The sequence below is a fragment of the Phascolarctobacterium succinatutens CAG:287 genome, assembly GCF_000434895.1.
Classification (GTDB): domain Bacteria; phylum Bacillota; class Negativicutes; order Acidaminococcales; family Acidaminococcaceae; genus Phascolarctobacterium_A; species Phascolarctobacterium_A succinatutens_A.
Genome location: NZ_FR892819.1, coordinates 1 through 14,660 on the forward strand (window position 1 = coordinate 1; position 14,660 = coordinate 14,660).

Here is a 14,660-nt window from a genome sequence, read left to right on the forward strand (position 1 = left end):
GCTGCTGTTGTAGCAAAATACAATGAGAACCCTAATTACCCTGCTAAGGCTATGTACAGGCTTTCAGGCTATCAGTTCTATAATGTCAGCGAGTTCACTTTGCAGGAGCTGTGCAACGATGCCGACCACATTGCGGAAAACTTTAAGGCGTACATTCAGGGCTTTTCTGATAACATTAAGGATATTTTGAATAACCTCGACATGGAAACACATATCAAGAAGATGGATGAAGGCGGCTGCCTGTTCAACACGGTCAAAGCCTTTTCCGAACTGGATTTGTCTGTTGAAAGCTTTGACAGCATTAAGATGGGTTATATCTTCGAGAATCTTATCGGCAGATTCTTCCAGAACGTAGATGCCGGTCAGTTTTACACCGGTCGTGATATTGTTAAGCTGGGCGTATCTTTGCTTGTTTCCGAAGGCTGCGACGATATTTTTGATGACCACAAGCTGATTACAATTTGTGACCAGGCAGCAGGAACCGGCGGTATGCTGAGCACGGCGTACAGCTATTTTAAGCATTATAATCCTACTGCCGATGTTAAGCTGTTTGGCGTGGAGTTTATGGGAGTTTCCTGGGCTGTGGGCATGGCTGAAATGCTGATTAAAGGTCAGGATGCAACGAACTTTGTGCATGCGGATTCCTTTAAAGAGGATCCTTCCGCTGATACCAAGATGCGCTTCGTGCTGATGAACCCTCCCTTTGGTACTCCCTGGAGCGGTAAAGACGCAAAGGCAGGACAGGAAGAAGCAGTAATTAATGAATATGCTAAGGAAAACAGCCGTTGGGGTGCAGGTTTGCCCGGTGGTGGTGATTCTCAGATGCTGTTTTTACAGTCGGCCATTGCCAAGCTGGATGAAAAGGTTGGCCGTGCTGCGATTATCGAAAACGGTTCGCCGCTTTTTACCGGTGGTACAGCGTCCGGCGAAAGCCAAATTCGTCGCTGGCTGCTGGAGAACGATTTGCTGGAAGCGATTATTGCTATGCCGACGGATTTATTTTACAACACTGGCATTGCCAGCTACTGGTGGATTATATCCAAAAACAAGCGCCCGGAGCGTAAGGGTTATGTGCAGCTCATAGATGCGACCAATATTTATCACAAGCTGCGTAAGCCTGTGGGCAACAAGAAAAACGAGTTCTCCCCCGAGGACAGAGCGCAGATTGCTAAGCTGTATACCGATTTTGACAAGGCCGACAGCGAGTACAGCAAGATTTTTAAGAACGAGGATTTTATGTACCGTGAGTATGCTGTTATGCAGCCTTTGCAGCGCAGCTATTCTATCACTGAGGCAAGCATTGAGCGTATGCTGCAGAAGGGGGCGCTGAAGGGCTTGTGGGATGAAGCCAAGGTTGCAGAATACGAGGAACAAGGCAATGTTTTGAGTGGTAAGGACCAGAACAAGCTGCAGGCCTTTTATGCTACGAAGCCTGTTTATGATGCAATTTTGGCAAAGCTGCAGGAGCATATTGCTGATGAAAAATGGCTGTCGCCTAAAGTATTTACACCGGTGCTGCAAGCTGTTCTTGGCGATTTGGCTGATAAAAAACTCTTTGAGAAAATCATGGACGGACTTTCCGTTATGGATAAGACTGCGGAAATTCAGCGCGATAAAAAGGGCAACATTGTCTACGACAAGGAAACCAAGGATACAGAGCTTGTGAAGTACACCGAGGATATTGAAACCTACATGGCGCGTGAGGTGCTGCCGCATATTCCTGATGCCAAGTGGTTCTGGGAAGAGGATTTGACGAAGAAGAAGCCTGTAATCAAAACCGGTGCGGAAATTCCCTTCACCCGTTACTTCTATAAATATCAGGCACCCAGACCTAGTGCGGAGCTGCTGGCAGAGTTTTTGGCAATCGACAAGGCCGTGAATGAGCGCATTGCTCGCCTTATGAAATGAGGTGATGGGAATGCGTGAAATGAAGGATAGTGGGATTGAGTGGATTGGGCAGATTCCGAAAGATTGGGAGTTTCCGAAGATTACTCATGTATTAGATTATACGCATCCTTATCCGATCGGTGATGGTGATCATGGAACTATAAAAGCAGAAAATTATTCAGAAGAGGGTATTCCGTTTATTAGAGTACAGAATTTAGGTTTTGCTACTGAATTGGTTATGAATAATTTGGTTTATATAACCGAGAAACAAAATAATGGAATAATTAACAGTACATTATATCCGAACGATATTTTATTCGCTAAAACTGGTGCGACTATAGGGAAAGTTGGCTTTATGCCAGAAAATATAAAAAAAGCTAACACAACTTCTCACGTTGGTAAAATTACCGTTTCTGAAGAAGTAGTACCTAAATTTATTTTTTATGTTCTAAGCTCTTTTATAGGTTATAAACAATTTTGGGATATAGCGTTAATGAAAAGCACTCGTCCTGAATTGTCGATAGATGAAATCAAAACTTTACATGTGCTTTTACCAAAAACTTTAGTTGAACAACAGCAAATTGCTGACTACCTCGACACCAAATGTTCCGAAATCGACGCGACCGCTGAAGATATCCAAAAGGAAATATCTCTTTTGGAGGAGTATAAGAAATCCGTTATTACCGAAGCGGTTACCAAAGGTCTGAATCCTGATGCGGAGATGAAAGACAGTGGGATTGAGTGGATTGGGGAGATTCCGAAGGATTGGGAAGTGCATCCGGTATATGTTTATTTTGAAGAAGGAAAAACTAAGAATTATCGTATGCAAGAGCAAAATTTGTTGTCTTTAAGTTATGGAAGAATCATAAGAAAAGATATTAATACTAATGGTGGATTGCTTCCAGCTAGTTTTAATACTTATAATGTTATTAATGCTGGAGATATAATTATAAGACCGACAGATTTACAGAATGATAAACGCAGTCTTCGTACTGGGCTTGTTAAAGAACAAGGGATTATTACATCTGCGTATATTGATTTAAGACCTAAGGATAATGTTAACAGCGCATATTATCACTATCTTCTTCATAGTTATGATATTATCAAGGTTTTTTATAATATGGGAAATGGTGTAAGGCAAGGGTTGAATTTTAGTGAGTTTGCAAAACTCTTGTTGTTAGAGCCGACAACCGTAGAACAACAGCAAATCGCTGACTACCTCGACATTAAATGCTCCGAAATTGACACCCTCATCGCTGACAAAAAGCGTCAGCTCTATATCCTTACCGACTACAAAAAGTCCCTCATATACGAGTATATCACCGGCAAGAAGGAGGTTCCTGTTAAAGATTTTTGACACTGATTTTTGCCTGTGCTAAACTTTGAGTAACAAAGAAAGCACAGAGTATAGTTAGTCAATCGAGGTGTTTGCTTATGACTAGTACGTTAAATACTGCTTTTTTAAGCAATAAGGGCGAATATACTTTTTTTAAGTTTCGTGATAGGGTAATAACCTTTTTAACCGGAAAACGACTAGAAAAGTATACAGAAGTATTAGAATGGGATAATGGCTATATAGTTGTACTTTGTAAGAATAAAAATGAAGATAAATTGGAAGAGGATTATATAGATTTATTACCGATTTTGGATAATCTGTATATTGAATCTGCGGAATTTCTTGCGCCAATAAAGAAGGTTGAGGTTAGTTATGACTGAAGCAAAAAATGGCGATAGCAGATGCCGCTGAAAGGATTGTGGGCGTATCTGTGTTAGGACTGTGAGAATGGATTCTTTGACGAAAAGAAGTAACCATAACTGACAAGAAGGAGGCCTTCATGCATGAATAACATACTAACGGAAAAAGAATATCAGCGGTATATCATCGAGCAGCTTGTAAAGACGGAATGCGGTTACGTAGAAGCTCCGGCAGCGGAGTTCGACCGCCTTTTTGCTATGAACCGCAAAGCGCTGTTTGCTTTCCTTGACGCAACTCAGCCGGAAAAGCTGCAGGCTTTGCGCAAAATCTATAAAGAAAAAACCGAAGATACCCTTGTTGCCTTCATCAATCAGCAGGAAACGAGGGCGAACGGCAGTCGTCTTGATGTGCTTAAGCATGGCGTGGAGCTGGCCAACATTCATCTGGATTTGATGTATACGAAGCCTGCAACGACCTTCAACAAGGAACTCAACGCTTTGTACCATAAGAACATCTTCACCGTTTCCGAAGAGGTCTGGGCAAGTGATGATGAACGCATTGACCTTGTAATCTTCCTCAACGGCCTTGCAATCATCACCTTCGAGCTGAAATGCAATGCTGCAGGACAGTTCTATCAGGATGCAATCTATCAGTATCGCATGCAGCGTAATCCTAAAGACCGCCTCTTTTTGTGGAAGGCCGGTTCCTTGGTAAACTTCGCTATGGATTTGGAGCAGGCTTATATGTGCACCAAGCTCAGCGGCAGCAGTACCTTCTTCCTGCCATTCAATATGGGCTGTGGTGAAGGTATTCAGGTCGGTGCCGGTAATCCTTTGCTGAAAGATGAATACAGCGTTCATTATATGTGGGACGATATCCTGCAAAAGGACAGCCTGCTGGAAATCCTTGGCAAGTTCATGTTTATCGAGGTCAGCGAAAAAGAAGATGCCAACGGCAAAGTAAAGAAGAACGAAACAGTTATCTTCCCTCGCTATCATCAGCTTGATGTGCTGCGCAAGGTGCTTGCTGATGTTAAGGAGCATGGCAGCAGCCTGAACTATCTTCTGCAGCACAGCGCAGGCTCCGGCAAAACGAACGAGATTGCCTGGCTTGCACATCGTCTGGCGTCCTTGCATAGTGCAGACAACAAGATTATCTTTGATAATATCATCATCTGTACCGACCGCGTAGTAGTCGACAGACAGTTGCAGCAGGCAGTGCTTGGCATTGAGCACAAAGAAGGCCTTATCCGCGTTATGGACGACCAGTGCAATTCTACCGACCTTGCCAATGCTCTTGGCGGTAACACCAAGATTATTGCTACGACGATTCAGAAGTTCCCGTATATCGTGGATAGCGTCAAAGGCTTGAAAAATAAGCATTTTGCCGTAATCATCGACGAAGCGCATTCTTCTACCTCTGGCAAGAACATGGCAGCGATTACCAAGTCGCTTGGCTCCGGTGAAGTGGAAACCGATGTTGATGTTGAAGATATTATTACCGATGAAATCCAGCGCAACGGCAAGCAGCCTAATGTGTCGATGTTTGCCTTTACCGCTACGCTGAAACCGACTACTCTGCAGCTTTTCGGCAGGGTAAATGAGCAGGGACAGTATGAAGCCTTTCATATTTACTCTATGAAGCAGGCTATCGAAGAAGGCTTTATTCTTGATGTGCTGCAGAACTATATCACCTACGATACGTTCTATCGCCTCAACAAAGAGATTGAAGATGATCCGGAAATGAAAACGAATGATGCCAAGCGCCAGATTGCTCGCTTCGTGCAGTTGCATGAAACCAATATCTCGCAACGCATTGAGGTTATCATCGAGCATTTCCGCCAGAACGTCATGCAGGAGCTTAACGGTCAGGCAAAGGCTATGGTCATTACGGAATCTCGTGCCGGTGCGGTAAAATATCGTCAGGCCTTTGAGGACTATATCAATCGCAAAGGTTATACCGGCCTGAAGGCATTGGTTGCTTTTTCCGGCAAGGTCACCATCGACGGCAAGGAATATACGGAAGTAGGCATGAACGGCGTTGCTGAAAAGAACCTGCCTAAAGAGTTTGATAAGGACGAATATCAGGTGCTGCTAGTAGCAGATAAATATCAGACAGGCTTTGACCAGAAGAAGCTGTGCGCTATGTATGTGCTCAAAAAGCTGCGTGGCGTAAATGCAGTGCAGACCTTATCGCGCCTGAACCGTATTTGCCCGCCCTTTGATAAGAAAAGCTTTGTCCTTGATTTCGCCAATGATTATGCGGATATCGAGAAGGCGTTCAGCAAATACTACACTGTGACCTTGCTGTCCAACAGCATTAACCCGCGTTCTATTTATGATATCAGCGCGAAAATCGACGGATATTTCTTCCTTGATCCCGGTGATGTAGAGGACTTTAACACATTGCTGTACAAGGAAAAGGTTACCGCTGCGGACAAAAAGAAAATGACCTTCTTCCTGCAGAAGGCCAAAAACGTCATCGAAAAGAACAATGACGAGCAGACGCAGAAGGAAATCCATATGGCAATCCGCCATTTCATCCGCTGTTATGAGTTTTTGGTACAGGCAACCTGCTTTGAAGATGTTGATATTCATAAGAAATACAAGTTTCTATCCTACTTGCAGACGTATCTGAAAGTACGCCATTCCGGTGGCGGTTTTGACCTAACCGGCAAAATTAAGGCAGATAATTTCGTGCAGAAAAAGAGCGGAGAATTTGTTAACACCAAGCATAAGGCAGACCCGATTGTTACGCTGCCTACATCCGAGCTGTTGAGCCTTACGCCGGCAAAAATTGAGCGTCTGTCGCAGATTATTGCGGAAATCAACAGCAGAACAGGTAAAAACTACAACAATGACGTTGCAGTCAAGGCCATGCTGCAGATTAAAGACATCATGCTGAAATCCGAAAAACTGCGTGCCAGCGCTCAAAACAACACCGAAAGAGATTTTGAGTTTGCTTATTTTGACAACGTTGACGATGCTTTGGTAGAAGGCTTGGAGCAGAACCAGGACTTCTTCAGCTTGCTTTTGGATAATGATGAGATTAAGCGTCAGGTGCTGGGAATTTTCGCCGGTGAGGTTTATCACGCACTTAAAGGCGATAAGCAAACTAAAATGCTGTATCCGGAGCCCGGCAGGCAGGAAGAGCTAAAGGCTGCCGATGGCGCTGCTGCGTATGGCAAGCAGGGTGATGAATAAAGGTTAGTTATAAGGCGCAAAGATTAGGACGATTGGAGGTCTTGCATATGCCTAAAACGGAAATCTCTTTTGAAATTGTTGAACACATCGGTGTTCTGAGCACCGGTTCTAAAGGCTGGACTAAAGAGCTTAACCTTGTGTCCTGGAACGGACGTGAGCCGAAGTACGACCTTCGTGAGTGGTCTCCGGAACATGAAAAGATGGGTAAGGGCGTGACGCTCAGTAAAGAAGAGCTGGATGCACTGAAAGGTATCCTGGAAAAACGGGAGTAAATGACAGGAAACTCCTAAAGTAGACGACTGCAATATAAAGAGTCTACTTTAGGAGTTTTCATTCTAGCAAAATCAAAATATAACTTTATTGCTAAAAAGTACAATTGGTTTTATGCAGCTTGTCATGGCAAGCACTGTGTAATAACACCAAATTATTTAAGCATGCAGAGGCTTTCTCCGGACAATCATAATAGCATAGTTCACAATTAGGCGTCATCGCATAAATCATGCCATTGTCTCTAGGAAAAAAGCATTTGATTTCACTTGTCCTTGAGCCACAATAACGTGTATAGCTGATATGATGTACATTAGCTGGCGATTCTAGACTAATCAGCTTGCCGCATACAGGACAACGACCATACTGCCTAAGCCTCAATACATGACGTATAAATTGGTTATGGGTGCAATGCATGTGGGCTAGAAAGCGATCTTCTCTACCAAGTGCTTTATGCGCTTGACGCGCTTTTTGGTATTCTAATGTCGGTACGGTTGGTTGGTTTAAATTAAACATTTTTAGACATCTCCTTTATTTTAAGATGCCTGAATCATCAGCGTGGCTGACGCAGTTAGTCATAGAGCAGAGTTCAGCGAAGCGTAGCGTAGCTGAAAAGCTCTTGACTTACTGCGCCAGCTGCGCTATTCTTTAAATTACGAAATCAAACGGAGGTGTTTATCTACTATGAAATTACCATCTTTGCAATCTGCATATGCAATTATTTTAGATTTCGACAAAACAAATTTATCACTACCATACGATGAAGCTTTAAGTAATATACGTAATGTAATAGTTCAATTCCAATTTAAGCCTTTAACAAATAATGTTTATGTATGCACATCGTCAAAAAATCAATTGGCCTTGCTTTACATGCTCGTCCAGGAGTTATCTAATATTACCTGGCTCAGATCTTCTTTAGTAACTCTCAAAGCCTTTAAAATTGATAATATCTCTGATTTTACTGACATAATTAAAGGCAAATAGGATACTTTAATGTACCCAAAATACTCTTGCTATTAATATCTTCTGATGATATAATTTACTTAGTTGCACGGGTAGCTTCGCATATGCGTTGAGGTCGTGCCTGGCTGTGTGAGCCAGTGGCATCTGTCGAGCTTGACAGGTGCTTTTTTTATTATCCGTATACATGAAAGCGAGGTATGTAGAATGAAATATACTGTTACGTACAGCTGTGGACACACTGGTACCATACAACTTTACGGTAAAACAAAAGAACATAAACATCAACTAAGAAAATACGAAGAATTTTTCGTTTGTCCTGATTGTTATGATAATGATATCAATAGTATTAACTCCAAAAATTGCATTGAAAACGAAATGCTTTACAGCGAGTTTAAAAGAAATTACAAAGACTGCAAAACAAAGCGGCATAGCTATAATGATAAAACTAAAACTATTGTAGTTTATATTCCCATTAATAACCCTGATAATAAAAACGAAAGCGTTAAATAGACAACCATTAACTATGCGATAAAAAAGCGCTAACAACAATTTAATTTCAAATTCTTTTCCTATGTAATCGGCTTTGTAAATTTCAGCTGTATTTTCTGACAGCAGCAGTTCAACCCATTTATCATGATTTTGTTTATTATTAAGAGCCAGCCTAGCACATACGTCAGGTTAAAATTTGTTTCATTTAGGCGCTTTAATCAAGCTGTACATTATGCTGCTTCCTGTTGCCACATTGGCTGTGTCGGCAAACCAAAAGTTCTTTCTGGATATTATAAATGGCTTAAAGATACAAAGAATAGCAAGGAGACTGTGCCATGAATAACATAGACATTCTCATTTCTGATCTTACACTACAACTAATCAATATATTCACTGTTCCAAATGTCAAAGAAATAATATTATACGGCTCTGTCGCACGCGGGACAGCAACATCAGAATCAGATATAGATATAGCGGTAATTCTTGACGATTATACGGATAAAATGCACGATGAGATGATTGAATTTGTTGTGGATTTAGAACTGAAATACAATAAAGTTATATCCGTGCTCCCGATATACAACAAGCAATTTAATGAATGGGGTAATATTACACCGTTTTTCAAAAACATCAAAAAAGACGGGAAGGTATTATGGAAATCTACATTCTGATATGTCAATGGGTGCTCAAAATGCTCTTGCTCTTAATATCTTCTGATGATATAATTTACTTAGTTTCACGGGTAGCTTCGCATATGCGTTGAGGTCGTGCCTGGCTGTGTGAGCCAGTGGCATCTGTCGAGCTTGACAGGTGCTTTTTTATTTATTACGAAAGAGGTGATTCTTATGCCGATATTATATTCCTATACTCCTGAAGAAGTTGAAAAATTCAAGGCTAAATTAAAACAAACTGAAGAAAGAGCTGCGTTTTTCGAAAAAGCTTACAAACAAGAGCAAGCGAAAAACGCTAAGCTACAGCAACAGCAAAAAGCAGATTAACTTGCTCATTATTTAGGCTGTAAATCTCTCACATCGCCTTGTATATTGCTTAGTACAAGGAGCTTTAAATTATATCTGTTTAAGCTCGTAATTGCTCGCTAACTCATAATAGCCTGCTTTTACGAGCTTTTCTTTTGGTATTGATCTATTTTGAGTGCCGTGTCTCATGCATCTGAGCGCGTGGTGGATTTGCAATACTTAGTTATAGCCAATGCTGAGCGAAGATAGAAAAGGCTGGGGCAAGCCCCAGCCTTTGAACACTATGTTAGATTTCTACTTTTTTATCATATTCTACAGAAGTACAAGCAAGTACATCTGTTGCTGCTCCTGTATTTGCTGAGATTTCTCAAGCCTTACCTGTAAAAACTGCTCCTGCTAATGTTGCTGCAACTTGTTCTTGTAATTTACGAGAGTAAAATAATTTGAATGTAAAAAAAGACCGCCGGCGGCTGTCTTTTTTCATATGGGGACGTTTTAACGGGTGCCTGTTTGACGCTTACGAACAATCTTATCATAGAAAAGTTTTCCTGTTGCAAAATCGAGCTTTGTTATAATCTTTGTAGGTTGATCATCAATATATCTTTTAAGAATGTCGTTATTCATGCTATTCCCCTCCGAATATTATCTACATGCTTAATATTTGAGCAAAGCCTTTATGGAATCCATAATTTGCTCGTAAGTAATATTCTTTGCATAGGAAAACTGCTTGCGGTATTTATCCCACATCGTTTTGAGTTCCGGACTTTCTTCAATGTTATGAAGAATACTTGGAACATCTGCGATCTGATTTGTAGTACCGCGGTGATTTGCCGTTGCTTTCAATGCATCCTCAAAGACCGTAATATCAAATTTCTGCGTTGTAGTCAGTATGTAGGCATCGTAAAAATCTCTTGGACGGGTGTTGAATATGCCGCGTCGCAAAATGGTTTCCACCTTTTCCGCCATAACTGTTTCAATGTTGTATGCCCAAAGCTCGTATGATTTCTCGTCATCAAAAATCTCGGAGAAATTGTACTGCACCGCATGAGGCGTAATTACGTCTCCGGTGGATACATCAATGCTAAGCGGTGTTAGCATAATATCGAACCTGGCATTTAGCATGACACGATATCCGCCGTAAATGTCATCTTTACGGATGGGAGAGATTGTGCCAATTTCATACACAACGCCGTCATCGAATGCGATGCTGCAGATGTCTTCCAACGCACTGCGAATTGCTTCCGGTGTTAAAGGAAGGTTTTTGAGCGTAGTATCCATATCCATCGTTGCACGGTTGTCGAGACCAACAATCGCTGCTACCAACATTCCACCCTTTAATACAAATTTTTCTTTGTATTCAGAAGCAGACAAACGGACAAGCAAACGCTCAAACATATAGTTCTGCAAAATGACCTGTGCAGGAATATTTTTCTGCTTGGCAATATTGCGAATTTTCGCTTTCAGACTCATTGCTTTACTCACAGAAGCACCTCCAAATACTGACGCAGGATATTAGACACTCGCATCTTTTTTGCGTAAGAGTTTAGTTTGTTCAAATCTTTCTTTGGGTTAGCTGCATACAGTTTTAATGCCGCAAGGAAAGTTTCTGTTCCCAACTTGTTGCGACTGCGGATTATATCGCAGACCGTGCGTTCAAGATCGTATGCGGTAACATCATTTCCTGCAGATGTCTTCATCGTTGTTTTGCCAAGCTCAAATAATTCGGGTTTGATGTAATATACCTTGCATTCAGATTTGATTGCTGCAGATGGAATACAACCGGACGGTGCTGTAACCGTATGCTCGAATGGGGTTCTGTCTGAAATCCCATGAAGGTAAAGGGCTGTTTCATGAGAAAATATTACTCTTTCAGAACGATTACTGATTGCCAACAACTCATCCTGCATATCATCGGGAAGAATGTACTGACCTTTTACAATGCGTTGTATTTTATCTTCTTTGCACAACTTATAAAGCATTGCTTTGGATATGCCATGTTGTGCTGCTATTTTTGTTTTGATAATTCCGCCATGCGATTTTGCAATAGCGGTAAGTTCAGTCATGTAATCCATACACTCACCTCAATTGTAACAACTCAATAATATTATATTTATAATTACGATGTAAGTCAACAAAGTGGAGCAATCATTCGAAAAATATTTAATAAGGACACACCGCTGGGCAAAAAAAGAGTTGGCGTTTTCATACCAACTCTACTAATTTGATCTTGACAATATCCCTTAGATGAGTAGATGTAAAGATTATCTTCAACATCAGCATCATCTACAACTCTATTAGCTTGGGTTATATGTCTACTATAATTATGCTGGGTTTTAATGGTTCTGGCTTATTCCTATAATCTAAAGGTCTTTTTCTTCATGCACTTGACCGAAGCCATTCTTGATTTGCTCTATACTTCTATCAAGTTTAGCAAGGTATTCTGCATTGCGGACATTTTTCATAAGCTGATTATAATTATCAAGGCTCATAATAACAATGCTCTTTGATTTTTTACGAGTAACAATAATAGTTTGATTATTATCACTTGCTTCATCACAATAATCTTTTAAATTGTTTTTGAGAGTAGAGTAGTTTACAGCTAACATAGTTATAGGCCCCCTTTGCTTCAAGAATGTAAGGCAAAATCATTGAATTTGTTCATATATACCAACGCGCTATATTTACCAAACTCACCAATGCCCACAATATCTATACTTTACGTAGTGTAGCTCTTCCAATAACAGCTTGTTTAACAGCGGAGTGCATGCAAGTATCGTAAGCCCTTCATTGTACCATGGCAAGGTTTTTCTATAATCAGCTAAAATCTCTTCAGCCTCTGAATAGGTAAACCGTCTCACAATATCCTCTTTTTCAATTCTTATCAACATATGCAAGAGGACATTATGGACTAAAGTTTTATTGAATACAACATTCATACGAGCTAGTATAAATATCACAGCAAAATCTAACACCAACAGCTTATACAACAAATTAATATCAGTATAAATCTGCATTTTTACTGGGAGTATGAATAAAGCTAAGCTTATCAAAAATAAAACAATATCGTATATTTTTTCCAGCTTTCTTTTTCTCCAAAAAATGCCATAGCCAGATTTGTTAATACAAATGTAGGATGAAAATGTCATTTTTAGCTCAAAATAGCGAATTGCCAATACACATCCTATCAATCCTTCAGCAAATAAAAGCGTCATTAATACCGGTTCAACCATCTCATCCCCTCCTTGCCTTTATTATAGCAGAGTATGATATATTAGTCTATTGTTTTTACGTTAAAATCATATATAATAACAGCGATTATCATAACTATAATTATAAATATAAATATAATTATAGTTAGTGTCATAACGTTAATTATAGACATAACTATGGTTAGCATTATAACTTTAATTATTGATATAACTATAGTTAGTAGACTAATATAGGTGACTTTTATAATCACACTACCTAAGCTTACATGTCCCACTCGCTACTCTTTCGACTGTTAAGGCTTACGGTCATTTTATTCCGTCTTATGTTTTCCTTGCCTGCATTTATGATATTGCGTAACAGATTATTTATATCATTCCTTGCGTCAAATATAGCTGATGCTCCGTTGCCAAGTTCTGGAGCACGATATTTAGATTTCATTCTGTAATGCAAGTGCGGGTTTATTTTCCTGCCAACTTCGATAATCTCTTTTCGCAATTCTCTGTACTCATTATTTAATTTGAGTAGATTCAATTTTTGATCCTCCATGTCTTTACTTTGTTCGAGCATTTCTTTTATCAATTTTTTATACCATTTATCACCTGCTTCAGAGCTGATGAAGCTGTGTATTTCTGCATCTTGCTTTTTATAATCAGCTTTCAGAATTCTGTAAGATCGTCCTTTTTCGTTATACTCTGCTCGTATATTATTAGGCATAGATTCTTTGGGACCGTATAGGCTTAAGATTTCTTTTAGTCTAGTTTTAAGACTGATTATTGCTTCACCTTCTTTTTGCAATTTTTCAAATTTGCCGCTGGTCATAATATTAAGTACCTTGCTTGGCATTTGATCAATCGGAGTTATTGTTTTTTCAATTCTTATAATTGCAGATTCGTTATATTTTATTTGGTTATTAACTGAACCAAGTAATTTTACAAAATCTTTTCTGATAATTTCGCCGGACATAGTAAGTTCGGCAAATCGTTTTTCACTATATTCCTTTTCTTTACGTTCTAACTCAATTTGTTTTTTGTATTTTAATTCAGCAGCTTTACGTGCTTTTTGAATTTTATCTATAATTACGCCAAAAGCCTTGACACTCATTTGATAAATTTTGTCCAAGGTATTATCGATATTTTCTTGATCATAACCATTTTCTTCAATGATTTTTTTGGTTTTATATGCGAGAGCAGGTCCAAGATGCTCCTGGGGTTCGCGATCAAAAAAATCGGCAAGATCATTATCTCCTGCTGCAGCTGCTAAATCTCGTTGGACCTTTAACGTTTTGCATGATACAGTTTTGTTTATTCTACGTGATGTGTACTCCGTGTTAACCATATCTTCCCAGCTCTGTCGGATTTTCTTTATGCTATCGCGTGCATCACTAGATGTAAAACGCTCATCTTTTTTGTATCCACTATTATCCGGACTCTTTCCATTATATCGTTTAAAAAATTTAGAGGGTGATTTGGCTTTTGTCATGCCATCTTCTACAACTCGTTCACAAAACATTATATGTGCATGGATTTGTTCTTCATCATCATCGAACGTAGCAGGTTTACTGTGGATAGCATATGCCCATACTTTGTTATTTCCAATATGCTTACCAACAAAATCATTTACCAATTTTTGATTTTCCTCGTGCGTTAGCTCATTTGGTAGTGCTATCTCAAATTCTGAGTATGCTCTGCCATTAGTGCGCTCGTACTTATCTGCGTGCGCAAAAAAATCAGACGCAGACATAGCCCAATGTGGGAGATTGGCGTTTTTATAAACGAGTTCTTCCGCACGTCGCCCACTACTAAAGCGTCCCTCGCGCAGTATATAGTCTGCATGTTGCTTTGCAGTTCCAGTTTTCCCATTTTTAAGGCTTAAATGATATGTTGCCATTATGCTTTCCTCCTGAAAAAAACAAAAAATCCTTAAGCAATTCCTGCAGATATAATCTGCAATTGATGAGGGACCAATGGT

The 14,660-nt window shown here is 40.0% G+C and carries 15 protein-coding genes; 8 read left to right on the forward strand and 7 right to left on the reverse strand.

The window, feature by feature from the left end; all coding sequences use genetic code 11:
- From BN587_RS09630 to BN587_RS09650, 5 genes are all read left to right on the forward strand, one after another.
- The coding region (locus BN587_RS09630) for an HsdM family class I SAM-dependent methyltransferase (RefSeq protein WP_044484808.1) at positions 1–1,908 on the forward strand (1,908 nt) is incomplete at its 5' end.
- Between the two features lie 10 nt (positions 1,909–1,918).
- On the forward strand, positions 1,919–3,244 hold the full coding sequence (locus BN587_RS09635; protein ID WP_021720915.1) for a restriction endonuclease subunit S: 1,326 nt from the start codon (positions 1,919–1,921) through the stop codon (positions 3,242–3,244).
- A 77-nt stretch (positions 3,245–3,321) separates the two neighbouring features.
- Positions 3,322–3,603, forward strand: coding sequence for a DUF7724 family protein (locus BN587_RS09640; protein WP_021720916.1), 282 nt, complete (start codon positions 3,322–3,324; stop codon positions 3,601–3,603).
- Positions 3,604–3,726: 123 nt separating this feature from the next.
- Entirely contained in the window at positions 3,727–6,786 is a 3,060-nt protein-coding gene (locus tag BN587_RS09645) for a type I restriction endonuclease subunit R (protein WP_021720917.1), read from the forward strand.
- A 47-nt stretch (positions 6,787–6,833) separates the two neighbouring features.
- Positions 6,834–7,058 carry a YdbC family protein gene (locus BN587_RS09650; RefSeq protein WP_021720918.1) on the forward strand — a complete coding sequence of 75 codons (225 nt, stop codon included), beginning with the start codon at positions 6,834–6,836 and terminating at the stop codon, positions 7,056–7,058.
- A 91-nt stretch (positions 7,059–7,149) separates the two neighbouring features.
- Here BN587_RS09650 and BN587_RS12015 read toward each other — a convergent pair whose 3' ends face one another.
- The gene (locus BN587_RS12015) at positions 7,150–7,569 is read right to left on the reverse strand and encodes a hypothetical protein (RefSeq protein ID WP_021720919.1); all 420 of its coding nucleotides are present in this window, start codon (positions 7,567–7,569) and stop codon (positions 7,150–7,152) included.
- A 651-nt stretch (positions 7,570–8,220) separates the two neighbouring features.
- Here BN587_RS12015 and BN587_RS09660 point away from each other — a divergent pair.
- From BN587_RS09660 to BN587_RS12020, 3 genes are all read left to right on the forward strand, one after another.
- On the forward strand, positions 8,221–8,526 hold the full coding sequence (locus tag BN587_RS09660; RefSeq protein WP_021720921.1) for a hypothetical protein: 306 nt from the start codon (positions 8,221–8,223) through the stop codon (positions 8,524–8,526).
- A gap of 314 nt (positions 8,527–8,840) precedes the next feature.
- Positions 8,841–9,176, forward strand: a complete 336-nt coding sequence (locus tag BN587_RS09665) for a nucleotidyltransferase domain-containing protein (RefSeq protein WP_021720922.1) — start codon at positions 8,841–8,843, stop codon at positions 9,174–9,176.
- 174 nt (positions 9,177–9,350) lie between these two features.
- Positions 9,351–9,503 (forward strand): hypothetical protein, encoded by a 153-nt coding sequence (locus BN587_RS12020; protein ID WP_021720923.1) that lies wholly within the window; start codon positions 9,351–9,353, stop codon positions 9,501–9,503.
- A 474-nt stretch (positions 9,504–9,977) separates the two neighbouring features.
- Here the strand turns inward: BN587_RS12020 and BN587_RS12025 are convergent, their stop codons facing one another.
- The 6 genes from BN587_RS12025 to BN587_RS11520 form a co-directional block, all read right to left on the reverse strand.
- The gene (locus tag BN587_RS12025) at positions 9,978–10,106 is read right to left on the reverse strand and encodes a hypothetical protein (RefSeq protein WP_021720924.1); all 129 of its coding nucleotides are present in this window, start codon (positions 10,104–10,106) and stop codon (positions 9,978–9,980) included.
- A gap of 30 nt (positions 10,107–10,136) precedes the next feature.
- Complete coding sequence (locus BN587_RS09670) at positions 10,137–10,964, reverse strand: nucleotidyl transferase AbiEii/AbiGii toxin family protein (RefSeq protein WP_021720925.1); 828 nt, start codon at positions 10,962–10,964, stop codon at positions 10,137–10,139.
- A complete protein-coding gene (locus BN587_RS09675; RefSeq protein ID WP_021720926.1) occupies positions 10,961–11,554 on the reverse strand; it encodes a type IV toxin-antitoxin system AbiEi family antitoxin domain-containing protein in 594 nt (197 codons plus the stop codon). Before BN587_RS09675 ends, BN587_RS09670 begins: the two co-directional genes overlap by 4 nt.
- A gap of 288 nt (positions 11,555–11,842) precedes the next feature.
- Positions 11,843–12,088 carry a type II toxin-antitoxin system Phd/YefM family antitoxin gene (locus tag BN587_RS09680; RefSeq protein ID WP_021720927.1) on the reverse strand — a complete coding sequence of 82 codons (246 nt, stop codon included), beginning with the start codon at positions 12,086–12,088 and terminating at the stop codon, positions 11,843–11,845.
- A gap of 84 nt (positions 12,089–12,172) precedes the next feature.
- Positions 12,173–12,712 carry a hypothetical protein gene (locus tag BN587_RS09685; RefSeq protein WP_021720928.1) on the reverse strand — a complete coding sequence of 180 codons (540 nt, stop codon included), beginning with the start codon at positions 12,710–12,712 and terminating at the stop codon, positions 12,173–12,175.
- A 241-nt stretch (positions 12,713–12,953) separates the two neighbouring features.
- The gene (locus BN587_RS11520; protein ID WP_021720929.1) at positions 12,954–14,579 is read right to left on the reverse strand and encodes a MobA/MobL family protein; all 1,626 of its coding nucleotides are present in this window, start codon (positions 14,577–14,579) and stop codon (positions 12,954–12,956) included.
- Between the last annotated feature and the right edge of the window lie 81 nt (positions 14,580–14,660).